At 51.0% G+C, this 24,382-nt stretch carries 24 protein-coding genes; 7 read left to right on the top strand and 17 right to left on the bottom strand.

Annotated elements, in window-relative coordinates; translation table 11 throughout:
* Positions 1-31 precede the first annotated feature (31 nt).
* The 4 genes from B0F88_RS01095 to argS all read right to left on the bottom strand — a co-directional run bounded on the left by B0F88_RS01095 (position 32) and on the right by argS (position 5,970).
* Positions 32-2,290, bottom strand: a complete 2,259-nt coding sequence (locus B0F88_RS01095; RefSeq protein ID WP_104422088.1) for a TonB-dependent receptor family protein — start codon at positions 2,288-2,290, stop codon at positions 32-34.
* 505 nt (positions 2,291-2,795) lie between these two features.
* Positions 2,796-3,386, bottom strand: coding sequence for a Uma2 family endonuclease (locus tag B0F88_RS01100; protein WP_104422089.1), 591 nt, complete (start codon positions 3,384-3,386; stop codon positions 2,796-2,798).
* A 246-nt stretch (positions 3,387-3,632) separates the two neighbouring features.
* On the bottom strand, positions 3,633-4,208 hold the full coding sequence (locus tag B0F88_RS01105) for an SPOR domain-containing protein (RefSeq protein ID WP_104422090.1): 576 nt from the start codon (positions 4,206-4,208) through the stop codon (positions 3,633-3,635).
* 1 nt (position 4,209) lies between these two features.
* Positions 4,210-5,970 (bottom strand): arginine--tRNA ligase, encoded by a 1,761-nt coding sequence (gene argS / locus B0F88_RS01110; RefSeq protein WP_104422091.1) that lies wholly within the window; start codon positions 5,968-5,970, stop codon positions 4,210-4,212.
* A 35-nt stretch (positions 5,971-6,005) separates the two neighbouring features.
* Between argS and B0F88_RS19135 the strand changes: the two genes are divergently transcribed.
* Positions 6,006-6,212 (top strand): hypothetical protein, encoded by a 207-nt coding sequence (locus B0F88_RS19135; protein ID WP_146083292.1) that lies wholly within the window; start codon positions 6,006-6,008, stop codon positions 6,210-6,212.
* 34 nt (positions 6,213-6,246) lie between these two features.
* On the opposite strand, the gene B0F88_RS01115 is transcribed toward B0F88_RS19135, so the two are convergent.
* The 4 genes from B0F88_RS01115 to coaBC form a co-directional block, all read right to left on the bottom strand.
* Positions 6,247-6,642: a hypothetical protein gene (locus B0F88_RS01115; protein ID WP_104422092.1), complete on the bottom strand. Its 396-nt coding sequence runs from the start codon at positions 6,640-6,642 to the stop codon at positions 6,247-6,249.
* Positions 6,643-6,778: 136 nt separating this feature from the next.
* Positions 6,779-9,304 (bottom strand): phosphomannomutase/phosphoglucomutase, encoded by a 2,526-nt coding sequence (locus B0F88_RS01120; protein ID WP_104422093.1) that lies wholly within the window; start codon positions 9,302-9,304, stop codon positions 6,779-6,781.
* Positions 9,305-9,328: 24 nt separating this feature from the next.
* Positions 9,329-9,784 carry a dUTP diphosphatase gene (gene dut, locus B0F88_RS01125; RefSeq protein ID WP_104422094.1) on the bottom strand — a complete coding sequence of 152 codons (456 nt, stop codon included), beginning with the start codon at positions 9,782-9,784 and terminating at the stop codon, positions 9,329-9,331.
* Positions 9,781-10,980, bottom strand: a complete 1,200-nt coding sequence (coaBC, locus tag B0F88_RS01130; RefSeq protein WP_104422286.1) for a bifunctional phosphopantothenoylcysteine decarboxylase/phosphopantothenate--cysteine ligase CoaBC — start codon at positions 10,978-10,980, stop codon at positions 9,781-9,783. Before coaBC ends, dut begins: the two co-directional genes overlap by 4 nt.
* 86 nt (positions 10,981-11,066) lie before the next feature.
* Here coaBC and radC point away from each other — a divergent pair, with 86 nt between their 5' ends.
* Entirely contained in the window at positions 11,067-11,741 is a 675-nt protein-coding gene (gene radC / locus B0F88_RS01135) for a RadC family protein (protein WP_104422095.1), read from the top strand.
* A gap of 3 nt (positions 11,742-11,744) precedes the next feature.
* A complete protein-coding gene (locus B0F88_RS19140) occupies positions 11,745-11,996 on the top strand; it encodes a hypothetical protein (RefSeq protein WP_146083293.1) in 252 nt (83 codons plus the stop codon).
* Positions 11,997-12,290: 294 nt separating this feature from the next.
* Here the strand turns inward: B0F88_RS19140 and amrA are convergent, their stop codons facing one another.
* Positions 12,291-12,848 (bottom strand): AmmeMemoRadiSam system protein A, encoded by a 558-nt coding sequence (amrA, locus tag B0F88_RS01140; RefSeq protein WP_104422096.1) that lies wholly within the window; start codon positions 12,846-12,848, stop codon positions 12,291-12,293.
* Positions 12,835-13,614, bottom strand: coding sequence for an AmmeMemoRadiSam system protein B (gene amrB, locus B0F88_RS01145; RefSeq protein ID WP_104422287.1), 780 nt, complete (start codon positions 13,612-13,614; stop codon positions 12,835-12,837). Before amrB ends, amrA begins: the two co-directional genes overlap by 14 nt.
* Positions 13,615-13,938: 324 nt before the next feature.
* On the opposite strand from amrB, the gene amrS reads away from it, so the two are divergent.
* Both amrS and B0F88_RS19250 read left to right on the top strand, forming a co-directional pair.
* Positions 13,939-15,024: an AmmeMemoRadiSam system radical SAM enzyme gene (gene amrS, locus B0F88_RS01150; RefSeq protein WP_104422097.1), complete on the top strand. Its 1,086-nt coding sequence runs from the start codon at positions 13,939-13,941 to the stop codon at positions 15,022-15,024.
* A gap of 287 nt (positions 15,025-15,311) precedes the next feature.
* Entirely contained in the window at positions 15,312-15,485 is a 174-nt protein-coding gene (locus B0F88_RS19250) for a hypothetical protein (RefSeq protein ID WP_181049803.1), read from the top strand.
* A gap of 105 nt (positions 15,486-15,590) precedes the next feature.
* On the opposite strand, the gene B0F88_RS01155 is transcribed toward B0F88_RS19250, so the two are convergent.
* The 6 genes from B0F88_RS01155 to B0F88_RS01180 form a co-directional block, all read right to left on the bottom strand.
* Positions 15,591-16,292, bottom strand: coding sequence for a helix-turn-helix domain-containing protein (locus B0F88_RS01155; RefSeq protein WP_104422098.1), 702 nt, complete (start codon positions 16,290-16,292; stop codon positions 15,591-15,593).
* Between the two features lie 200 nt (positions 16,293-16,492).
* Positions 16,493-17,248: a DUF5765 domain-containing protein gene (locus B0F88_RS01160; RefSeq protein WP_104422099.1), complete on the bottom strand. Its 756-nt coding sequence runs from the start codon at positions 17,246-17,248 to the stop codon at positions 16,493-16,495.
* 263 nt (positions 17,249-17,511) lie between these two features.
* Positions 17,512-19,134 carry an NAD+ synthase gene (locus B0F88_RS01165; RefSeq protein ID WP_104422100.1) on the bottom strand — a complete coding sequence of 541 codons (1,623 nt, stop codon included), beginning with the start codon at positions 19,132-19,134 and terminating at the stop codon, positions 17,512-17,514.
* Positions 19,135-19,314: 180 nt separating this feature from the next.
* A complete protein-coding gene (locus B0F88_RS01170; RefSeq protein ID WP_104422288.1) occupies positions 19,315-20,490 on the bottom strand; it encodes a YncE family protein in 1,176 nt (391 codons plus the stop codon).
* A 93-nt stretch (positions 20,491-20,583) separates the two neighbouring features.
* Positions 20,584-20,856, bottom strand: coding sequence for a DUF4242 domain-containing protein (locus tag B0F88_RS01175; RefSeq protein ID WP_104422101.1), 273 nt, complete (start codon positions 20,854-20,856; stop codon positions 20,584-20,586).
* A gap of 52 nt (positions 20,857-20,908) precedes the next feature.
* Positions 20,909-21,511, bottom strand: a complete 603-nt coding sequence (locus B0F88_RS01180; RefSeq protein WP_104422102.1) for a TetR/AcrR family transcriptional regulator — start codon at positions 21,509-21,511, stop codon at positions 20,909-20,911.
* 310 nt (positions 21,512-21,821) lie between these two features.
* On the opposite strand from B0F88_RS01180, the gene B0F88_RS01185 reads away from it, so the two are divergent.
* Both B0F88_RS01185 and B0F88_RS01190 read left to right on the top strand, forming a co-directional pair.
* The gene (locus B0F88_RS01185) at positions 21,822-22,313 is read left to right on the top strand and encodes a hypothetical protein (RefSeq protein ID WP_104422103.1); all 492 of its coding nucleotides are present in this window, start codon (positions 21,822-21,824) and stop codon (positions 22,311-22,313) included.
* A complete protein-coding gene (locus B0F88_RS01190; RefSeq protein ID WP_104422104.1) occupies positions 22,306-23,523 on the top strand; it encodes a (Fe-S)-binding protein in 1,218 nt (405 codons plus the stop codon). The genes B0F88_RS01185 and B0F88_RS01190 overlap by 8 nt, the downstream gene beginning before the upstream one ends.
* A gap of 49 nt (positions 23,524-23,572) precedes the next feature.
* Here the strand turns inward: B0F88_RS01190 and speD are convergent, their stop codons facing one another.
* Positions 23,573-24,379 (bottom strand): adenosylmethionine decarboxylase, encoded by an 807-nt coding sequence (gene speD, locus B0F88_RS01195; RefSeq protein ID WP_104422105.1) that lies wholly within the window; start codon positions 24,377-24,379, stop codon positions 23,573-23,575.
* Positions 24,380-24,382 lie beyond the last annotated feature (3 nt).

Below are 24,382 nucleotides of genomic sequence, written 5' to 3' on the forward strand. Positions count from 1 at the left end.
CGGGATGGCGACAACAGTATTATCAAAGCCCTCAGATGTCGAAATCGACTTCAAACCCGCCATAGGCGAATATGGGCATCCCTGGACGGGGGCCATACGGCTGCCTGGAAACCAAATACTCTTCGTTGGATAGATTTTGTATGCCGCCAAGAATCTTTACGCCTTTGACGATTTTATAATATGCCGAGACATCGGCAATGACGTAATCGTCCGTTTTACCGAAGCGCGAGTCGGCGGCACCCGCACCGTTTACTTGATACGCGGTGTTGTTAGCGCTGGCAAATGTTTCCCCGACATAATTGGCGGAAACTTCGACGCCATACCGGTCAAAATGCAATCCGCTGCCGAAACTGAGCGTATATTCGGGAATATACGGGATGCGGTTACCTTTTGCGCCGTAACTGAAAATCGATTCGGCGTCCGTCGAAGTCGCGGCATTGAGCTGCTCGGTATCGGTGTATGTAAAGGATACGAAGTAAGGGTTGCGGAAACCCCAACCGAAAGCATTCCCGGCGTCGAAGTTCATCGCCAATTCGACGCCTCGGCTGTCAACCATGCCGAAGTTTTCGCTTTGTCCGGTTCCTGCACCGCCGATATTGTTGACCACCAGTAAGTTCTCAAACTGGGTATAGAAACCGGTGAGCTCCGCTGAAAAAGCGCCATGTGTATAACGCCCGCCCAGCTCGTAAGCGTTGCTGGTTTCTTCTTCCAGCTTGTCAATCACGGAGTTTTGCGGGCTTGGCGGCGAGAATCCGCGATGCGCGCTGGTGAACATCATGAAATCGTCGTTAAAGCGGTAATCCAGACTGGCGCCCCCGGCATATAAGTCCAGTGAGCTGGAACCGTTGGTATTCGGCGCTTTGTTGTTTATATACGTTTGATTCAGATGTTCGTAGCGGATACCCGGCGTAAAACCCCATTTGCCCAATTCGATACGGTCTTTCAGGAAGAAGGCATAGGCATTGGTAAGCCCTGAGCGGTCATCCTGGCTGCCCGGCGCGCCAACGGTGCTCCCGGAAATAGTGCCGCTCGACGTCTGGTTGTAGGTGGTGTCGTGTTGAAACCGGGTTTCCTGGTCTTCGTGGTAACGGAAACCGCCGTTCAACTCATGATGCGTAGCGCCTAAGTCAACACGGTAAGTCGCTGCGGTTTCAACCCCGCCCAGATAATAACTGCGGTTGTTGTCCCGGACACGCAGGGTACACGCACGATCGCCCTTAAGGCAGGCAAGGCCGTTGCCCCCGTTAGCTCCGGCCAGTGCTGAGGCCAGAGTTCCGCTGATCCCAGTGCCGCTAATGCTGTCCAGTTTGCTCCAGTTACGGTCGAACTCGCTATAGTACGCGGTTGTAACAATATCCAGGTTATCGGTCGGCGAAATGAAATAACGGGCAAAGCCGCCCAAACGGTTGGAATCGATGTTGTCGAAACGCGTTGAAGAGTAGCGCCGGTATGGATCGCTTCTAAAATCCGCTTCACTCGTGCCTAAGTAGGTTTCATCGGCATCCATACTGGAATAGCCGAACTTGACTTCCATTTTTTGGTATAAATCGGTATTAGGCTCCCAGGATAAGCGCGCCATAGGCTCAACCTGCTGGAAGCCGGTTTGGTCGCCGTTATGGAAATCGGCGGTTTGATCAATGGTCTTGAATCCGTCTGAATCCCGATAAAAGCCTTCCACCAAATAACCGAAACGCCCGTGCTTGGTTTCCAGCGTGTTACCGACATAACCGTGGCTTCTGACTTCGTTATAACTGCCGTAGATCGTCTTGAGATAGGCTTTGCCGGTGTTGGGAATTGCGGTCGACAAATAATTGAGCACGCCGCCTGTGATATGCGGGCCGTAACCGATTTGGCTTGAACCTTTTAAGACTTCGACGCCACTCATGCGCCCGCCGGCCGGGTTGTAATAAGCGGCGGGCGCCGAATAGGGCGCAGGCGCGGTCAATACGCCGTCTTCCATGACTGTGATTTTGGCGCTACGCGTCGTATCGACGCCGCGGAAGCTGATATTAGGGAATAAGCCAAAACCGTCTTCCTCACGGATATTGACGCCGGGGGCGCGTCGCAATATGCGGTTAATATCGCTGTAACTTTGCTCACGTATCTGTTCGGTAGTAATAACCTGCGCAGACGCCGGCATGTCTTTTACCTCCGCAGGACTGCCAACGATGCTGACTGTGCCCAAGGTTTTGATTTCAGTGGGTTTGTCCGCGCTTTCTGCGCCGGATGCAAAACTACCGGTGATAACGGCCAGTGATAACGGCACAAAGAGTCGATTTGTTCGTAACATACAATTTTCCTTTGCTAGACGGTTCGAACAGAGCTGCATTGAAGCAAAAAGCCCAAATAAACCTCAGAATAAGTGAGTCAATATCTTACCCAACCAGCAAATGATAATCAATGTTATTCGTAATTCAGGATGCGATCGTACCTGGTTGACATAAACCTAAAAACCGCAGTTACGCATTGTAAATGAGCGGAGGTAAGCCTCTGCTTCGATAATGATCTTTTGAACATGGTCGAAAGTTCCTTACACTCCAACTGCAACTTTTGGATTATTAAAGGTGAGGCCATAGTCTATTGATGGCAGGCTGGATATGCGGAACCGCATAATAGAGGAACACTCAGGATCTTGCGTTATACACTTCTCTCGGAACAAGGTTTAGGGATTCCCTGTTTCGCAACGTTTTGCCTGGTCTTTTCTTCGTATCTTCGTGGCGAATCAACCCGTCTTTGTTCTGAATGGGCGGTTAATCCGGGCGCATCGCGCGCTTTTTCACTTTGCCCGACGATCGTCAATAATCAACCGGCAATCGCGTAACCAATTCATCCCAGCGGATCACAATATCCGGCAACACGCCGACTTGGGTTTCGCCATTTAATTCATAGAGTTCGGGCTTTCCGTATTCATCGCCGATCAGCCGGTAAACGGTCAGCACCCGATCAACCGGGTGAATCAGCCAATATTCTTTTACGCCATGGCGTTCGTAAAGATTGCGTTTTCTTATTTGATCGTGACCGGCCGTGGACGGAGACAAGACTTCCACGATCCAGTCCGGTGCGCCGCGCACACCGCGTCGGTCCAGTTTGTTGCTGTCGCAGACCACCAATACGTCCGGCTGTACGACGGTATCGATGCTTTCGTCCGCTTCATTCTGTTTCGGCAATCGGACATCGACCGGCGCAATGAAAGCGCGGCAAGGTTTACCGGTTAAAATGTTTGCCGCCTGACGATAAATTTCCCCCGCCACATCCTGATGCGCCAGATCGGGAGCCGGAGACATCGCATAGGCGCTGCCATCGATCAGCTCATAGCGCATATCGTCAGGCCAAGTCAGGTAATCGCCGTAGCAATGGTGTTGAGTATCCTTTAATGCTAAACCCATATCAATTCCCCCCCCTGTATTTTATATATTGAAAAAAGCATAGCACAGCGCATAGGCTCCGAATACTATTTTGGGGCTTTGATAGGTTTGCCGTCCCTTCAGGGCGTGAGCAGAAAGGAGTCAGGCAAAGAACAATCCTGCCGGACGGAACGTAGAGGGGGAGGAGCATGTAACGGCCGCCTTGCATGAATTTGAAATGGCGATCGTTAACGTCTTCGTGGTGATGTGCTGTTCTTTCTAAGCGCTTTAGCGGCTGGCTTCCATGACGATCACGTCAATACCGTTTTCCCTTAATCTGGCGCGAATGGCGCTGACGCTGGTCATTTGGGCATAAGGCCCCATTTTGACTCGATTCCAAACCACATTGCCGACTTTGGCTTTCTCGACTTTGGATTCAATCCCCATCAACGCCAGCTTGGCTCTTAAGCTGTCGGCATCTTTAAAGTCTTTAAACGAACCGGCCTGTAAAATATAACTGGCGGTTTTTGCCTGCCCTACCCGCTCTTCCCTGGCGCGCGTATTAATTTCGTAATCCGGCACGATGACTTCTTTTTCAGGCAGGATGGTGTAAAAATCAAACTGCGGCAACACCGGCCCCTCAGGCTTTTTCTCCGGCTTGGGCGCTTCGCTTTTTGCCGCTTCCGGCGCTGCCGCTACATCCGGCTGCGGGGATGTTTGCTTCGATCCGATATTGCTTAAATAAACCAAGAAGACTACAAACGAAATTATCAATGCCGTAATCAGCATCCAGCGCCACAGACTAAGGCTCTCCGACTTTTGTCTGTGATTGTGCTTCGCTCTGTGTTTGTAGTCTTTAGCCATGTTACATTGCTTCAGGTGTGTTGATATTCAGCAAGTTCAAGCCGTTCGCCAATACCTGTTTTACCGCGCAAATCAGGTTGAGCCTTGCGTTGCGCACCTTTGCGTCATCAACAAGGAATTGATGCGCATTGTAGTAAGTGTGGAACTCGGTCGCCAATTCGCGCAGGTATTGAATCAGCTGATGCGGCTCGTATTGCAACGCGGCGCGTTCCAGGGTTTCGGGGTAGCGCGCCAGCGTTCCCAGCAGGTTGGTTTCGTGTTCCTCGGCCAATAGCGTCAGGTTGGACATGCCCAGCAGCAAGTCGCGCTCCAGATTTTTCTCATCCAGTTGACGCAACACGCTGCATACCCTGGCATAGGCGTACTGCACATAAAACACCGGGTTCTCGTTGGATCTGGAGGTCGCCAGTTTCAGGTCGAAATCCATATGCTGTTCCGACCGGCGCATCACGTAAAAGAAACGCGCCGCATCTTTGCCGACTTCATTGCGCAATTGCCGCAAGGTGACGAATTCGCCGGAGCGGGTCGACATTTGCACTTTTTCTTCGCCGCGATACAGCGAGGCAAACTGGACCAACAGCACTTTCAACTTGGATTCATCGGCGCCCAAGGCCTGAATCGCGGCCCTGACCCTGGGAATATAGCCATGATGATCGGCTCCCCAGATGTTGATGATGCGATCGAAACCGCGATCCAGCTTGTTCATGTGGTAGGCAATATCGGACGCGAAATAGGTGGATTGACCGTTATCGCGAACCACGACCCGGTCTTTTTCGTCGCCCAACTTGGCGCAAGCAAACCAGGTCGCGCCATCCTGTTCGTAAAGATGGCCGGCGGCGCGTAAGCGCCCCAGCGCTTGTTCCACCGAGCCGTCATCCATCAGCTGGCGTTCCGAAAACCATTCCTGATAATCGACGCCGAACTCGCTCAAGTCCAATTTTATATCTTCCAGGATGTTGTTCAGGCCTATTTGAAAAAAGTCCTGGTACAGCGATGCGCCCAGCAAGGTTTTGGCGCGGGCGATCAACGCATCGATATGTTGTTCCTTGTCGCCGCCCGCAGGTTCATCGGCCGGGATGTCTTCAAATACCAGCTCTACAGGTCTGCGATATTCGTTACTGGCGTTTTTATGAATGTCCCAGGCAATTTCGCGGACATATTCGCCCCTGTAGCCGTTGCTGGGGAAATTCACCACTTCGCCGCATTCCTCGAGGTATCTGAGCCAGATGCTGGTGGCGAGTATGTCCATCTGCCGGCCGGCGTCATTGACATAATATTCGCGGTGCACGTCAAAACCGACCGCCTGCAATAAATCGGCAACGACAGAGCCGTAGGCGGCTCCACGGCCATGTCCGACATGCAAGGGACCGGTAGGATTGGCCGACACAAATTCAACCTGGACTCTTTTGCCCTCGCCGACTTGACTCAAGCCGAACTCACGGCCTTCATCGTGGATTTGCCGGATAATTTGAAATTGGGCCGTAGGATCGATAAAGAAGTTGATGAAGCCGGGACCCGCCAACTCAACTTTAATAATTGCCGCATCTTGCGGCAATGCGACCATCAGTTTCTCAGCCAGCTGGCGCGGATTGGTCTTGGCCGGTTTCGCCAGTATTAATGCCAGATTAGAAGCAAAATCGCCGTGTTGCGGATCACGGGTACGGTCTATAGTAATATTCGGGGTAATGTCCTGTGCGAGAACACCGTCAGATTTAAGTGTTTCAACGGCTTGCAGGATAAGTTCCTCTATCTTTTTTTTCATTGCTTCACTGCGTAGGTTAGATCAAGTAAATAGGTGTGCATTATCCATTAAAATCATTCGATTATCCATCCAAACAACATCAATGCCCGGCGGCAGGCGCCATCCTGGACTCAAAGCGTTTTTTGTCTGGTGAAAAAGCGGGCGGGGGGGGGACGGCGACTGCATGGGCAGATATTCGCTCCTGCAATATCGGCATTCGGTACATCCTTGTGGATTATGCAGGAGCGGTTGCCGAGACTTAAGGGTTATACTTAAGTCTCGGCGACAGGGGAGAGCTTACTTTTTGTTAAAGTACATGTAAGTGCCGTACTTATTGTCTTTAAGCACCATAGTCGAATCGGTTTTTTCGACTAACGAATAAACGTCGAATTTACCCGCCCGGCCCAATATGCTGACCTTTAAATTACCGTCTTCGACAATATAGTCGACGGCAGGCGCATCATAAGGGTTGCCTCTGACCTGAGGAATATCTTTTTGGATCAGTTGGCTGTTATCAAATACCCAGGTCATACCCATCAATTTTTTCTCGGTATCTTCCGGCGATTTTTTTGTATATTCCAGAAACCAGCTGCCGAGGATGTCTTTATTAGACGTCAGGGCATCGGCAAATGCAGACGCGCTAAACAGGCCAAACAACAAGGATAAAGCAAGTAATAGTTTTATTTTTTTCATTATTTTTTCCTGGGTTAAAAAACTGGAACTATAAACAACTATTTCACTATAGATAGCACGGCTATTGTACAAGAAAGCGGGTTAAATAGTATTTAACTTTATAGGGTTTATCCGGCGCTACGCTTTTACCGGATTGTTAAAAAGGCAAGGCAATATCAGGCTTGATTTTTTTCATCAGCTGCCTGAATTGCTCCTGAATGCTGAGCATGGCGGCATCCGAATCGGCTTCAAAACGGATAACCAGCGACGGCGTTGTATTGGATGCCCGCACCAGCCCCCAGCCGTTTGAAAAATCGACGCGCATTCCGTCTATATCGGTGATTTTACCGCCGGTAAAATTGGCGGCCTTAAGCAGGCTGTCCATAAAGCTGAAGTTTTCGCCCTCTTCCAGCGCAACATTCAGTTCCGGGGTGTTGATGCTGTCGGGAAAATCGGCGAAAACCTCGGCGCTGCTGCGCGTGTCTTTGGACAGTATTTCGATCAAACGCGCAGCCGAATACAAGGCATCGTCAAAACCGAACCAGCGATCGTTAAAGAAAATATGCCCGCTCATTTCACCGGCCAACCTGGCGCCGGTTTCCTTCAGCTTTACCTTCATCAATGAATGCCCGGTTTTCCACATCGTCGGCCTGCCGCCGAATTTTACAATCTGATCGGCCAGATGGCGGCTGCATTTCACATCGTAAATGACTTCCGATCCGGGTTTTCCGGCCAGCACATCCTTCGCAAACAGCATCATCTGCCGGTCCGGCCAGATGATTTTGCCGTTTGAATCAACCACGCCCAAACGGTCGCCGTCGCCGTCAAACGCAATGCCGATGTCGGCCTTGTAATGTTTGACCGTTGCAATCAATTCGCTGAGGTTCTTGGGGTTGCTGGGATCGGGATGATGATTCGGGAAAGTGCCGTCGATGTCGCAGAACAGCTCCACCACTTGACAGCCCAGGGTTTTGAGCAGTTTCGGCCCCAGTTCGCCGGCGACGCCGTTGCCGCAGTCCAGCACCACGGACAAGGGTCTGGCGATATGTATATCCTCGGAAATAATGCCGATGTATTCATTGCCGTATTGGCTGTTCCGCTCGATGCTGCCGGATTTGCCCGTTGCATAGGCCCGGTTGTCAATGCAGGTTTTAAGCTCTCGGATGCTTTCCTCGGCCAGCGTTTCGCCGTTGATGACCATCTTCAGGCCGTTGTAATCGGCAGGGTTATGGCTGCCGGTAATCATCACGCCGGAACGCCCTTCGGTGTGTTTTGCGACAAAATAAAGCACCGGCGTAGGCGCCATGCCTATATCCAGCACATTGAGCCCGGTTGCAATAATACCTTTGGCCAGGGCTTCCGCCAGGACAGGGCTGGAGGTTCTGCCATCGCGGCCGACCACGACTGTTTTAACGCCCTGCGTTTTAGCCTGGGTACCCAGCGCACGGCCGATGTCGTAAACCACTTCTTTGGTCAGCGTCTTGCCGACGATGCCGCGGATGTCATAAGCCCGAAAAATAGTACCTGAGTCAGCTGTTTTTTTTTTGGAAAGCGGCATGTCGAAGAAATCCGGCACGGTTTTTTCAGCAATTTCCTGTTTTCCGGTTTCGACAGCCGGATTGCGATCCTTGTCTTGCTCCGCCTCTCCCGGCCATGAAGTCGTACCGCCTGCGGTCTTGAGGTCGTCAAAGTCGTCGAAAAAACCGCTCATTTCAACATCAACAGGATTTTTATCGCCGGCTACATCGTCATCCTGATGATCCATAACCCGTTTAAACTGCGCCAGAGTCGAAACAACCGCACTCATTTCAGCCAACTTAAGCGGGTAAGTTGGCTGTAGCTTATGGGTCATCATGTCCTTACAGGCTTTCAACAGACTGCCCAGGTCTTGCGTCAGCAACCCCGAAAGCTTCCTCCATCCGATGAAAAAAGCCAGCAGCGCCAGCAAGGCGCAAAGCGCGATGATGCCGACTATGAGCATCGGTTCCGTGGAAGCTGCGCTGTCGGCATATTGGTAGTGCAACTCCCAACCGGTGCCCGCTACCTTGATTTGCGCATCATCGTTCGGTTCCGCACTGGCGGGCTCGCCGGCCGCACCCAACACCAGCGCCGCCTGTCTCAATTCAAGATGTCCGTCCTTTAACCCGGCCGCCTGCACGGTCTTGCTGATAAAGCCGTAATTCAAGCTGGCCAGAATAACGCCGACCACCCGATCGTTTTGGACAATCCTGCGCGTTATCGCCAGATGCCGGTCAGGCCCGCTGTCGCCTTGTATAGCAGGCAGCTGATTTTTGGTAAAAGTCTCCCGCACCATGTCCAGATCGGCATAACCCATTTTCGGCGCGCTTTTGTCGTCAAGCTCGGTGACGCCGGGCAGCAACAGCCTGATCTTCAGGACCTCGGGCAAATGTTTTTCAAGCTTTGCGGCCACCTGCGGCATCAGCGCCGTGTCGGCGCTGGTAACCGCAGCCAACACTTCGGGGTCCTGCGCCATTTTTTCCAGCGTATTGGTTAGCAGGTTGACCTGTGCGGTTATGCTTGATGCGACACTGTTTGCAACAGCCAATGTTGCATTCTGCTTGGCCTGCGTGATTTGAGTCGTGCCGACCCAGTAAACGCCGGCACCGGCCGCCAGAATCATTAAAACTGCAATCGCCGCCAGTAAAGAAAATAGTCGTGCCATGTTTGCGCCTCTGAAAGGAAAAGCTTAATGCCTGCCTGTATGACCAAAGCCGCCGGAACCGCGCAAACTTTGATCAAACTCGTCGACTTGTTCAAACTGTACCTGCTCCACCGGCACAAAAACCATTTGCGCGATGCGCTCGCCAATATTAATGGTAAAAGCGCTGTCGCCCCGGTTCCAGCAGGAGATAAAAACCTGGCCCTGGTAATCCGAATCGATCAGCCCGACCAGATTACCCAACACGATGCCGTGTTTATGGCCTAGGCCCGATCTGGGCAATAAAACGGCGGCCAACTGGTGATCGTCAATATGAATCGCCAGACCGGTTGGAATCAACACGGTCTCACCCGGCTTTAACTCGACCGGCTCATCCAGACAGGCGCGTAAATCCAAGCCCGCCGAGCCCGCTGTCGCATACTCGGGCAGCGGAATGTCCTTGCCTAAGCGGCCGTCCAGAATTTTAAGCTGTACTCTTTTCATATTTTTTTATGTTCCATTCTTTCTGCGATTAAGCCGATTAATTGTTCGGCCAGATGATTTTTGTCGGTCATTGCGAAGTCTTTCCGGCCGTTTTTCCAGAAAACCTGCAATGCATTCTGCTCGCTGTCGAAACCGCCCAAATCGCGCCCTACCCAGTTTGCCGCGATCATATCCAGCTTTTTCCGCGCCAATTTGTCCAGCGCGTATTGTTCAAGATCGTGAGTTTCCGCAGCAAAGCCGACCGTGAACGGACGGTTAGGGAGTTGTGCGACTTCCGCCAGAATATCTCTGGTTTTTTGTAGGATCAGCGTGGTTTGTCCGGCCTGTTTTTTTATTTTCTGTTGTTCCGGCAGCACCGGACTGTAATCGGCAACCGCCGCCGCGCCGATGTAAATATCGTGCTCGGCGGCTTCGGATAGAACAGCCGCATGCATTTGTGCGGCCGTTTCCACGCTGATAAGTTCCACGTTAGCGGGCGAAGGCAGCGACACCGGGCCGCTGACCAACGTAACCTTTGCGCCCGCTTTTAATGCGGCGGCGGCAAGCGCATAACCCATTTTCCCGGAACTGCGGTTGGTGATGTAGCGTACCGGGTCCAAAGGTTCGCGGGTCGGCCCGGCGCTGATTAAAACCTTAAACCCGGCTAAACACTGCGCCGCCGGTTCAGTCATTAATCGTCTGCAAATTTCCGCAGGCTCGGACATTCTGCCGAAGCCGGTTTCGCCGCAAGCCTGATCGCCCTGTTCGGGGCCGATCACGGTAACGCCGTGGCTTTTAAGTTTCTGGATATTTTCCTGGGTGACCGGCTTATGCCACATGGCCTGGTTCATCGCCGGGGCGACGTAAACCGGACAAGTCGCCGCCAGATAGAGCGTCGACAATAAATCGTCCGCCAAACCGTGACTGCATTTTGCAAGGGTATTGGCCGTTGCCGGCGCAATAATCAGCGCATCGGCCCAGCGCGCCAGACTGATATGGCCCATCGCATGCTCTTCATCCGCATCCAGCAATTCGCTATGCACCGGGTTGCCGGACAGCGCCTGAAAGGTCAACGGGCTGACAAACTGCATGGCCGACCGGGTCATCACCACGCGCACGGCTGCGCCCTGTTTTCGCAACAGCCTGACCAGCTCAGCCGACTTGTAGGCGGCAATGCCGCCACTGACGGCCAATAAAATATGCTTGTTAATAGTCATGCCCTGAGACTTGAACAAAACCGACATTATGGCAAGTCTAAAGAAATTCTTCTATGCTTAAATACCAACCGCATTAGGGAGAACCTATGTCCATTAAAGATTGGTCGGCAGAAGACCGGCCCAGAGAAAAACTGTTGCAACGCGGCTCAGCCGCTTTGACCGACGCGGAACTACTGGCTATTTTTCTGCGCACCGGCTCGCCCGGCAAATCGGCGGTCGATCTGGCTCGAGAGCTGCTCGCCGATTTTGGTTCGTTGAATGCCTTATTAGGATCAGACCAGCAACGCTTTTGCCGGGGCAAAGGCTTGGGCGAGGCCACTTATGTTCAGCTCCAGGCTGTTCTGGAAATGGCCCGGCGACATTTCAAGGAAGCATTGCAACGCGGCAACGCCTTGACCAGCCCGGAAATCACCCGCTCTTATCTCAGCGCCCAACTGCGCGGCTACAGCTATGAAGTGTTTGCCTGCCTGTTTCTCGACAATCAGCATCGGGTCATCCAGCTGGATGAATTATTCAGGGGCACGATAGACGGCGCCAGCGTTTATCCAAGGGAAGTCGCCAAGCAGGCGTTGCGCCATAATGCGGCGGCGGTCATCTTCGCCCATAACCACCCATCCGGCATTTCCGAACCCAGCCAGGCCGACAAACACATCACCGAAAAACTCAAGCAGGCATTAGCCTTGTTCGATATACGGGTGCTGGATCATTTCATTATCGGTGACGGCCAGCCTTATTCGTTTGCCGAGCATGGCTTGTTATGAGGTATGAAACGGGCGGATAGCGGCAAAAATCTGCCATTATCCGCCGCTTCTAATACCGGCGCACAAAGGCCACGAATAGCACCACTCCCTAACCGTATGTATTACAATAAAAATAAAGTGAATGGCGCTTTTTATGCTTTTAAAAAAGCAAGTCTGGACAAATTTTTTAAGAGAGACAGGCATACCCCGGCAAAATATAAAACAACGTCCTTTTTCACTGGTATCCTCATTTCGGCGTTATTGGATGTTTACTAAATTGCCAGGGATTTACTATTTTGACTTTAATACAAAAACTGTCCGCCGATAACAATATCAAGAACATTAGAACGGCAGTTTTGGACTGGGAGAAATTATCATGAAAAGCATAGTCTGGATATTTAACGTCATTGTTCAACTTACATTAATGGTCGTACTGTTGTTTGACCGCAGGACTTATCTGCACTGCGTTGATCTTGACAGTTAATTGAAAAGGTAGGGAACGATTTATAAAAAGTTGCGGGGCAGTCTCTGTTTTTTGTTCAGGGACTGCTGTCCGCTGTAACGGACAGCTCAGTCTATTACTTCGGCGTGATAACGGTAAATTCGGATAGTGTTGGACCAATAGTCGGGCGGTAATCCGGCTTTTTGTTTTAAATGCCATAAAAACTGCCTGGGTTCCGGCAATGACTCCCATACCGAAGGCAAAAAAGTGCCGCGCCGATGGCCCTCTTGTAAAATCAGTCCGTCAATACCGGGTTGCAATTGGGATACTAAATCCTGCTCGGAGCTAAACGATACCGGCTCTGCTGGCGTCAGTATCGACAAATGTATTTCTAGGCCGCCCAGTTCGGAAGCGTCCAGCGGCGGGAAGCGCGGATCGTTGAAGGCCGCCGAAAAAGCATTCTCGGCAATATCCTCGGCTAACGGCCTGACCGCTTCCAGCATGCCGATGCAGCCGCGCAACTGACCGCTTATCTCCAAGGTAACAAAAGTGGCGCGCAGTTCTGTCAGTTCTGCCGGATAATCGTCCAGGTTGACTTTTAGCGGCCGACCTTTCTGCAATCCATGTACGATGGAATTCTTCGCCAAATCCAGCAGGCGCTGCCGGTTTTCCTTATTCAATGACATAAGCGCCGTAACCTACTACGCTGGACTTATCCCCTGCGGTGTCGCCGGAGTTGCGAAGATCGATGGTTTTAATCGACAGCGATTTTTTCCGCGCCAGTTTCAGCAGTCCGCTGACCGGCACTCTACCACAGGCGGATTCAAAATCGAGCTGTTCATATTCCAGCTTTTCTATGGTTCGGCTGGTTGATTTATCCATCTGCCGGGCCGTTGCGTAATTATGATAATGGCTCAGGTCGGAACTGATCACAATCAGCGTTTCTTCCCCTCCCCACAGCGCATCGAGCACCTGGCTGACTTGTTCCGGCGAAGCGTCGCCGGCAACAATCGGCACGATTTCGAAGTTATCCAGCATTTCCTGTAAAAAAGGCAGATGCACTTCCAGACTGTGCTCGTATGTGTGCGCCTGCTCAATGTATTCGACAAAAGGCAGTTTGACTATTTTCTGCACGGCTTCCTGATCGACAAGGACGCACCCCAAAGGCGTGGTAAAGGTTTCCGCGCGGCTCACAGCCAAGCCCCTGAACGCTACGCGATGGGAGGGGCCGATAAGCACCACGCGGGTTATCCGGTCATGGGCTTTTTTTAGCCGCGCGTAGGCGCTTGCGGCGATCGGGCCGGAATAAATATAACCGGCGTGAGGCGCGATAATGGCTTTGGGAACTTTTTCAGCGGATGCCGCATCGCTCAAATATTGGTCCAGCATCAGATGAAGTTGCTCGGGGTTTGCAGGGTAAAAAGAACCTGCCACGGCGGGTTGTCTGTTCATTAACTTGTCCTGTTTTTCGGTAAAAAATAATCCGTACAACGGCATTATCAGGGTAACGGACGGGCTCTTGGCGCGGAGCTGTCGCCAAAGCAATACGGATAATCCGCAAGACAGTAACGCTTAACTGTTACCGGGTTATTAAACCATGAAAAATCACTCTAAAAGTAGAACGGAATGATAAGAACAAAGCGGTTTGGCATCTATACGTGTTACTACTTAAGCCGACGAAAATCGTTTATTTTGTCCCGTTAATAAGTCATGCTAGAAAGCGAAACGTTATAACCTGAACAGTGCCGTTTGTTTGGCGGAACCGGGAGAAAAACCATGACTGACTTTATCACCAACGATACCGTAAAAACCCGTTACTGGCACACGCTGGAGGATGGCCGTGTGCAATGCGATCTTTGCCCCAGATTTTGCAAGATGCACAAAGACCAGCGCGGCCTGTGTTTTGTCAGGCAGAATCTGGACGACCAAATTGTGATGACCAGTTACGGCCGGTCCAGCGGCTTTGCGATTGATCCTATCGAAAAGAAACCGCTGAACCATTTTTTACCCGGCACCTCGGTGTTCTCGTTCGGTACCGCGGGCTGCAATCTGGCTTGCAAGTTCTGCCAGAACTGGGACATCAGTAAATCCAGGGAAATGGACACCTTGATGAGCAAGGCCTCGCCCGATGCGATTGCGCAGGCGGCGCGGGATAACGGCTGCGACAGCGTGGCTTATACCTATAACGATCCGGTGGTTTTCCATGAATATGCGATTGACACCGCCAAGGCCTGCCGCAGTCTGGGTATAAAATCGGTGGCGGTATCCGCAGGTTATGTTTGCGAACAGCCCAGGGCCGAATTTTATCAATGGATGGATGCCGCCAACATCGATTTGAAAGCCTTTACCGAACGTTTTTATCACGAGATTACCGGCGGCCACCTGGACCCGGTGCTGGAAACGCTAAAATACATCAAACATGAAACATCGGTATGGTTGGAGCTGACGACGTTAATTATTCCCGGCGAGAACGATTCGGAAGCCGAACTGGAAGCCATGACCCAATGGGTGGTCGAAAATCTGGGGCCGGATGTGCCGATGCATTTTACCGCGTTTCACCCTGACTGGAAGATGCAGGACAAGCCGCCCACGCCGCTTGCATCATTATTACAGGCGAGACAAATCGCTTTAAAAAACGGAGTGCGTTATGCCTATGTGGGCAATGTGCATGACAAGCCCGCAGAGAGCACCTATTGCCACAGTTGCAAAAAGTTACTGATCGGCCGCGACTGGTACGAATTATCCGAATGGAATCTGGATGCGTCAGGAAATTGCCGCTTTTGCGGCGAACGCTGTGCGGGGGTATTCCATCCCAAGCCGGGGAACTGGGGCGCGAAGCGGCGGGCGGTTATCATGAAGTGACCGGAATCGCTGGTACGACTCCGAGCCGGAAATATATCGTCCCTAAAACGCAGTTGGAGCGAATGAAAGCCTGTCTGGGCATGAGCGGCTTTCACTCGCCGCCCGCTTGGTGAACCTCAGCACCATCTAGCGCTCACGCCAAAAACAAGCTGCCAGTAAAAACAGCCCCGTTAACAAAACAGACTTTTCTTGATCTGTATCAAATTATTAATGACGAAGTTTGTTTAAATATCCCCGCATTAACGTAAAACCTATTCATTTTTAAATAGATACTTGTGGAGATGTTTATGAGCGAAGCAAAAGAAAAAGACAATTTCTGGTTGTATGTCGGTGGCGTGGTATTGGCTATGGTCGCTGTAGTGGTAACAATTAAAAGCAGCGAACACGACAAATACGAATCAACTAAAAAAGCCATTGCCGAAGATTCCTCTAACTCGGCTTATAGGAACAGCAAGCTCTAACTTAATTTCAGTTTTCCCGCTACGTTAGCGATCGAGTCTAGCGGCAGCGGGAAACAAAGATTATTCAGCGAATCCTCTCTTCCAGGCTGTCCGGCAGTTATTCTGTTAGCTGGACAGCTTTTTTTTATCTATTATTTTCAACCGCTTGGCTTTTATTTCTATCATGTTCATGGCCTGAAAATGATGAAAGATACGGCTGACTGTTTCCTGGGTTATGCCCAAATAATTTCCGATTTCCTCGCGCGACATGCTGAACCTGAATTCCATCTCGGAATAACCCCGGAGTTTCAGCCGGTCCGATAAAGCAACTATGAAGTACGCAACGCGTTCCTCGGCGGTACGGCGATTGAACAATGCTTTTTGCACCTGAAAATCGAATTGGTCGCACGACCTTTGCAGCAAGATGTGGCTTAGGTTCGACGTGTTGCCGACCAACATGTCCAAGCGATACGCCGGCAGATGGCAGAAATTGACCGTTTCCAGCGCAATCGCCGTGCAGTTGTGAGTTTGCTTGGCAAAACCGTCAAAGCCCAATAGTTCGCCGGGCAGAATAAAATCGACGATCAGCTCGTTGCCGTCGCCATCGTAACTTAATAATTTGGCGCTGCCCGAACGCAACGCGACGATGCCCCTGAACGTGCTGCCGGCATGATAAATGACTTCCCCTTTTTGGCGTATGTTGTTTCGGTTGACTCTTAACGCCAATTCCCCGACATCGGAGGGATCGAGGCCTTTAGGGATGCATAATTTGTCGAGATTGCAATTTACGCAGGTGACAGCCGAATAGGATGTCTGCTCATTCGCCATAATCTAAGTATCCTTCCATTGAATCCATTTAACAAAAAAATCACACTGCTTTATTTATATAAACTGACAGTCGCAGCCGCGTAGGCCGGGTTAGGCGCGCATAGTATGAGCTTTAAGAACCCATGAATTTCTCCGCACCGTAGCCCGACATGGGACGCAAAGATAAGTCGGGTTATGCTGAAACTAACCCGACCAACGCACTACAGCGAATCGCCGATATACTTCTTATAAAAAGGCCAAGTCTTAACGTGCAGGTATTTTCTGATCGGGGATTTAATGACCGATACGCACAAAGCGATAGAAAACAGGCACCAGACCGCCGCATATTCGTTGGGATCGGTAGTGGTAATGTCGGAAATAAACGGCCCGATTAAATAATGGAAACCTACGAAACGCCAGGAACCGTAAATGATCGGCAGGTAAAAAGCGACCACGATATAAGTAAATGCATGCAAGCCCCAGTTAAAGCCGAACAGCCAGCCGACAGGATCCGACATCAAGCCGTTCAGCGGCATTTGCCAGGCGATATGCCAGGAACCGGAGGTGGAGCAGACACTCGGCCCGCAAAAGCCTTCCACGCCGATGTTGCAGGAACCGGCCCAGGCAAAAGGGTACATCTTAATCAGCATGAACAGCGTACCGATCGCGCAAATGGTATAGACCGTCGTGCGAATTTTTAATTTGACGCTTTCCGGGATGAAGTACATCGCGACCATGTTGACAAAAAACGGCTGGAACGAGACGTGCAGATAGCCCAGCAGCGTCAGTATCTGATTGCTCGGATTGTCGCATAAATCGATATAGACGTAAGTTGCCGCCTGTAATAATTCCATTAAGGCAAAATAAGTTAGCGGAATCCAAAGTTCTTTCGACTCCCCTTGTTTGATCGCAACGTAAGCTGCGGTACTCAGACCTGCGACGGCTAGAACGCCTGACGCTTCACCACTCCAACACATATAACTGACCCTTTTTTAATTATTAAATACCGTCTAGCCAAAAACCTGTAGCTGAGCTAGCAGTAATGTTTTATTTAGCTATGCGGATGTTTTTTGCTAATAGGCAATATCGACAGCCAACACAGCTATAGCCTTGTTTTTATAACCCGCCGACAGGAACATTACGTGATCGAAACAAACGGTTGAAAACCCGCCCATTGTATTACAAATAGACAGGAATTGAGAAAGGGTAATCCATTACCTTAAGACTTGAAGCAGCGGTTTCAACCCGGCGACTTAATGCCCCGATAACCGGAAGTGATCGGATAACGCCGGTCGCGGCCGAACGCCCTGGAGGTAATCCTGATCCCCGGCGGGGATTGCCTGCGTTTATATTCGTTACGGTCGACCAGGCTGATGGCTCTGGCTACATCTTCGCGCCTGAATCCGGCGGCGATGATTTGATCGGCGGATTGATCCCTTTCGATATAACGCTCCAGTATCGGATCCAATACATCGTAAGGCGGCAATGAATCCGCATCGACCTGATCCGGCGCCAGTTCGGCCGACGGCGGGCGGATAATGACCCTCTCCGGTATCACTTGGGATAAGGTATTGCGGTAACGCGCCAACCGGTAGACCAACAGCTTGGGTACGTCCTTGATCGGCGCAAAACCGCCGGACATGTCGCCGTACAAGGTCGCGTAACCGACGCTCATTTCGCTCTTGTTGCCGGTGGTTAATAACAGCTTGCCCTGCTTGTTCGACAAGGCCATTAAGATCACGCCGCGGCAACGCGCCTGGATGTTTTCTTCGGTGGCGTCTTTAGCGGTCCCTGCAAAAATATCGGCCAGCATGCCGGTGAAGGCGTTAACGGCGGGTTCTATCGGAATGGTATGGTAATGCACGCCCAAGGCTTTCGCTTCCAGCACCGCATCTTCGTTACTCATGTCTTGGGTATAACGCGACGGCAGCAGCACGGCTTCGACTTTATCTGCGCCCAAGGCATCGACGGCCAGCGCCAGAACCAGCGCCGAATCGATGCCGCCGGACAAGCCCAAAATGGCGCCCTGAAAACCGTTCTTCCTGACATAATCCTTAATGCCCAGCACCAGCGCCTGATACTCGCTGGAGATTTCATTATAAAGCGGCGCGCAGGTGCTTTTTGCCGGGTGACTGCCGTCAAATTCGACCACGCTGAGCTGTTCTTTAAATTCCTCGGCGCGGAAAACCACTTCTCCGTCCGCGTCAACGACAAAAGACGCGCCGTCAAAAATCAGTTCGTCCTGCCCGCCCACCTGGTTGACATAAACCAACGGGATCTTCGCGGCTTTAACCTGGCTGCAAATAATGGCTTCGCGCTGATGGATTTTTCCCGAATTAAACGGCGACGCGTTCAGCGTCAGCAACAGCTCCGCTCCCGCCTCTTTGTTGTCTTCGATAATGCCCTGCCGCCAAACGTCTTCGCAAATGGTCAGCCCTATAAACGTGCCGTTAAACTCGAACACGCAGGGCTGGTTGCCCGCCGTAAAATAACGCTGCTCGTCGAATACGCCGTAGTTGGGCAGAGCCCGTTTGCGGTAACAAGCCACTATCGCGCCCTGGTGCAACACCGCAGCGCTGTTATAAAGCTTGTCGCCGTCGCGCTCGGGAAAGCCGACAATCAGCGCAATACCTTCAACCCGGTCGGCCAGCTGATAAAGCGCGTTATTGGCTTCGGTAATAAAATCGGCGCGCAATAACAAGTCTTCCGCCGGATAGCCGGTCAGGCTCAGCTCGGGAAAAACGATCATCTCCGCGCCCAATTCATCGCGGGCATGAATCGCGGCGCGGGCGATATTATCAACATTCGCGGCGATGTCGCCGACCAGGAAGTTGGTTTGGGCCAGGGCTATTTTTAGGGTCATTCGCAAAACATCAGGTTAGTTAGAATTCCATGCAGCTCACCCGCATCACGTTAGGATCTGGTTACAAATAACTACTATTTTCGGTCGTCAAACCGTTCGTGCAGAGCCCTTCGGCTGTGCTCAGGGCGAACGGAAAAATTTCATCCGATCCATGTCGAGAAGTTATTACTGACCATATCCTTAGTGCGCAGTATCATGGTGCCATTTCGGCATCATGATAATACAGTTAGGATTAAGCCCTTGCTTCTTAAATGTATCGATAGTGGCTTTTACTTCCATTTTATTCAGGTCGATCACGGTAATTGAACCATCGCTCATATCCGGCAAGTTTAAAAAGCTGTTCTGCACGACGGCATACTGCTCATCGGGCGAAAGCACCACATGGTGAGCGCCGCCTGCGGTCGGTATGGCCTTTATCAAGGTCGGCTTCTGCTTGGATTGGCTGATGTCGAAGATATTCAAATAACCGGGATTGGCCGTTGTAATATACATGCGGTCATTTTCGTCATTGAAATAGATTTCCAAAGGGACGCCCTGTTTAACCGCATTAAAATCGAACACTTGCTGGAAATCGAAGTTCTTGTTGCCCGCATTCCATGTACCCGTCCACAACGCGCCGCCGAACATGGTGTTGATATAAGCCGTCGGCGGATTCGATCCGGGCAGGAACACCGCCTCTACCGGAGACACGCCGGAAGGGGAAGGTTTATCGGACAATTTGTGGCTGGATAACACGTTGCCGCTGGACGCTTCGATAACGGTCACGGTTTCGCCGGGATCGCCCAGATCCGACGGACGCACGGTGCTGGTAACCATGATGCGGTCGATGTCTTCATTGATGCTGATGCCGTGCGGATAGCGGATAAAAGCGTTTTCCGAATCGGCCGCAATCACTTTGATCTGCTTATCGGTTTGGGCATCGCCGACTATCACGTTGCTTGAGCCCATGCAGGTCATGTACCAGGTCTTGTTGTCCTTGGAAAAGGCTACGTCTTCGGCGACCTTGCAGTCGGGCATATCGACTTTTTTGGGCCGGTAAGGAACATGGGTCATGTCCATCACATGCAGCGCGCCGTTGCCCAATGAAGTGATATAGGCTTTGCTGAGATCTTTGTTATAAAAAATATGATGGGCGACCAAGTCGTCCGGCAACGGGATGTCATTCAGGATTTTGGCAAAATTTTTCGATGCAGGATCGACGTCGATAATCGCGATGCCTTCCCGTCTTGGGGTTTGGCCCGGCTTGCTTTCGTAATTAACCATCGCCAATATTTCTGCGTATCCCAGCACCGGGCTAAGCAGCGCCGTGCAAACAAGCAGCGAGCGGGCGAATTTTATTGTATTTTTTGTTGTCATCGTGGTTTCTCTGATTACTTTGCTGAATGCGGTTAAATCCGCAGGTGGATTTAACCGCATTGGGAGCTGGGATAGATGAAGCGGTCTAATGAGTTATTCTGCGGTAGTGGGATCGATTATGGTCCTGACCAGGGAAATGCGGTTGGCTGGAAATCCACCTTTTTCGGCATGTTCTCTAACCGCCTCTTCATCCGGCGCGATGTAGACGCAATAGACTTTATCGTCGGTCACATAGCTTTCCACCCATTGGATTCTTGGCCCCATTTCGTTAAGAACGCCGCATGATTTTTGCGAAATGTCTTGCAACTCGCGATAAGCCAATGAACCCGCGCCGGGGATTTCACGTTCGATAATATATTTTGGCATCTGTATCTCCTGGTTGATTGTAAAAACGATGGGGCGGCTTTTTAAAACGCAATCAGGATTGCGCTTTAAAAAAATCACCTAATAGATCCTGGCAACACTGCTTGAGCGGTGCGGACGATTTTTCAATTTTCATTCTTAACAAGGCTCCCTGCCAGGCGTTAACCAGCAGATCGGCCATGTCTTCTGCCGACTTGTCGGTTCTTACCGTGCCTTGTTGCTGTGCTTGGGCGAGGCCTGATTGCAATAAATCCCGGTAACGGTTGACGGCGGATTGCAGCGATTTTTGACAAAGATCGCTGGTATCGCCGATTTCGCCCATTAAATTGCCCAGCAGACAGCCGCCTTTGAAGTCCGCTTTCTCAAGCTCGGCAATCCCCTCGTCAAAATAGCGCCGCAGCGCGCCGAGCGCATCGCCTTCGGACTGCTGCAAATGCGCGGTCAATTGCTTAATAAACGGCTCGATATAATGCTGGATAACTTCCGCGCCGAAGTTTTCTTTACTACCGAAGTAATTATAAAAAGAGCCTTTCGGAATCTGTACCGCATCCAGAATCGCTTTCAGTCCGGTGCCGTGGTAACCCTGCTCCATAAGCAGAGTTACACCCTGATTTAACAGATTTTCCCGGTTAATTTGTTTTTTTGTAGTCTGCTGCATGGCTAAATGATACGACCGGTTGTCTCATCTTGTCAAAAGGTTTTATGTTTAAAAAAGAGGCAAACAGCTAAGGGCTAAAGGCGCCGGAATTTGAAACCTGATTTTTTCGCCCTTCGCCCTTCGCCCTTCGCCCTTCGCCCTTCGCCCTTCGCCCTTCGCCTTTCACCTTTCACCTTTCGCCTTTCGCCCTTCACCTTACAACCGACAACTTGATATTTCTTCCGGCTGTTTTCGTGGCCCAACAAATTCAAGCCTCATGGCGACAGGGTTTGGTATCATAGGCCGCTAAATTCACTTAACAGGAAACAACATGGGGAATCAGGTCGAACGCAAACAACTAAAGGCTGATCTTATGCTGCCCTGGGTTATTGTCGGCATGATGCTTACCATGCTGGCGGCTTACATCATTATTTGCCACACCTTGGGCGAACAGCTGCAACAGCCGCTACCGGAAGCCCAACGGGTACTGCTCAGAACGGTGTTTTACGTGATTGCAATTGTGACATTTCCGCTGACCAACCTGATCCGGCACATCCAGCTTCGCTTGAATCAAACCATGCCTTGCTCCGCCGCGACGCCCGGGAACATTGCCAAAAGCCGTTATCTGGTGACCGTCATCATTTCGATGTCGCTGATTGAAGTTGTCGGAATTTTCGGCCTGATCATGTTTGTGTTCGGCGATGGTTTCAACACCTTGTACATACTCACCGGGCTATCGGCGCTGGGGCTGTTTTTATACCGGCCAAAAGTCGATGAATACTCAGAAATAATTGAAGCAATCTCTGCACAAAACCATGAATAACTTATTAGCCGACGCCGACATCTGCGTTAAATGCGGCTTATGTCTGCCGCATTGTCCCACTTACAATAAAACCCAAAACGAAAACGAATCGCCTCGCGGCCGTATTGCATTGATTCAAGCCTGGGCGGGCGGGCATCTGGAAACATCAAAAAAGCTGGTTGAGCATGTCGACAATTGCCTGTTATGCCGTTCCTGTGAACGGGTTTGTCCAGCCGTGGTGCCTTATGGGCGGTTGGTTAATAATTTTCGTGAGCAAATAAAAGGCGATCGCGACGCCACACTGTCGGTATCATTACTGAAAAGAGTGTCCCACAACAAAACCGCCGGCCGTCTGGCGCAATCGGGTTTAAGGTTTTATCAAACCACGGGATTGCAAACAACGGCGCGATTGCTCGGGTTGCCGGGATTGCTAAGACTGGATAAAGTCGATCGTCTGCTGCCTGATTATCATGAATCAAAACCTTTGGCCCCACATTATCCGGCAACTGCCGAAGTGAGAGGTAACGTAGGCTTGTTTATCGGCTGCATGGGTTCTTTGCTGGATCATGAAACCGTCGATGCGGCAATCAAGGTATTAACTGCGACCGGGTTTAATGTATCTATACCCGAACAGCAAACCTGTTGCGGTGCGCTGGATTTGCATGACGGCGATAATGAAACATCCGAACAGCTGGCCGCAGCCAATTGCAGCGCTTTTGCGGATAAAAACCTGGACGCGATAGTGACCATCGCCAGCGGCTGCGGCAGTCAGATGCAGGAATATCAACAAACCGAGTTTGCCGGGAAAGTAATTGATATTAGCCAGTTTCTGATCAAATCAGGCTGCAATCTCAGCAACCAACTAATGCCGCTTGCGGCATCGGTCTGCCTGCATACCCCGTGTTCGCTAAAAAACGTCATGCGCGAGGAGCAGGGCGCGGTAAAGCTGCTGCAACAAATTCCCGATATTAAAATGACCCAGCTGCCTGCAGCTATACAATGCTGCGGTTCGGCGGGCAGCTACATGCTGGACCATCCGCGAATGGCGCAAGCCTTGTTAAATGATTTATTGAATGTGGCTTTAGAAGGTCAGCCCGAGTATCTGGTCAGCTCCAACATAGGTTGCGCGCTGCATATATCGGCAGGCCTAAGAGAGAGAGGAGTGGCGCTGGAAGTGCTTCATCCGATTACTTTAATTGCGCGGCAATTAAAACATAACCAGATAACTTAATGCAGAAGACACTGCCGGGGCGAATTCATTCGCCCCGGCAGATCAAGCATCAAGCCTTAACTTCTTCATAACGCTGACGGTAGTTGTGACCATAAAAAATTTCGGTCACTTCTTTATGCAGCTTGCTTTCTATTTCCGCTTTTTGCTCGGCGGACAAATCGCATTCCTTCTCGAATAAGTAATTCTCCAGCTCGGTTTCCTTGAGCATCATTTTGGTGTGGAAAATATTTTCCTGATACACATTCACATCAATCATCTGGTAACTTTCTTGCGTATCTATCGCAATATAATCCTGGATAGACGTAATCTTATGATCGATATAATGTTTTTTACCTGAAATGTCGCGGGTAAAACCGCGCACTTTATAGTCCATGGTCACGACATCGGATTCAAAGCTGTGAATCAGGTAATTGAGCGCTTTCAACGGCGAAATCCGGCCGCAGGTGGAGACGTCAATATCGGCGCGAAAGGTGCTGATGCCGTTATCGGGATGGCTTTCGGGATAAGTGTGCACGGTAATATGGCTTTTATCCAGATGCGCGAGCACCGTTTCAGGCAAGGGGCCGGGAGACTGGCTGTTCATACTCGGCGGCGGCGGCGCTTCGCCTTCGGAGATCAGCATGGTAACGCTGGCGCCTTGCGGCTCATAGTCCTGACGGGCGATATTAAGGACTTGCGCACCGATAATTTCAGCGACATCCTTAAGAATTTGGGTCAGTTTGTCGGCGTTATAAGCTTCATCAATATACTCGATATAAGCCTGCTGTTGTTCAGCCGGAGCGTAACAGATGTCATAGATATTGAAACTGAGCGACTTTGTTAAATTGTTAAAGCCGTGTAATTGCAATTTATTCAACGT

The organism is Methylobacter tundripaludum, assembly GCF_002934365.1.
GTDB classification, from domain to species: domain Bacteria; phylum Pseudomonadota; class Gammaproteobacteria; order Methylococcales; family Methylomonadaceae; genus Methylobacter_A; species Methylobacter_A tundripaludum_A.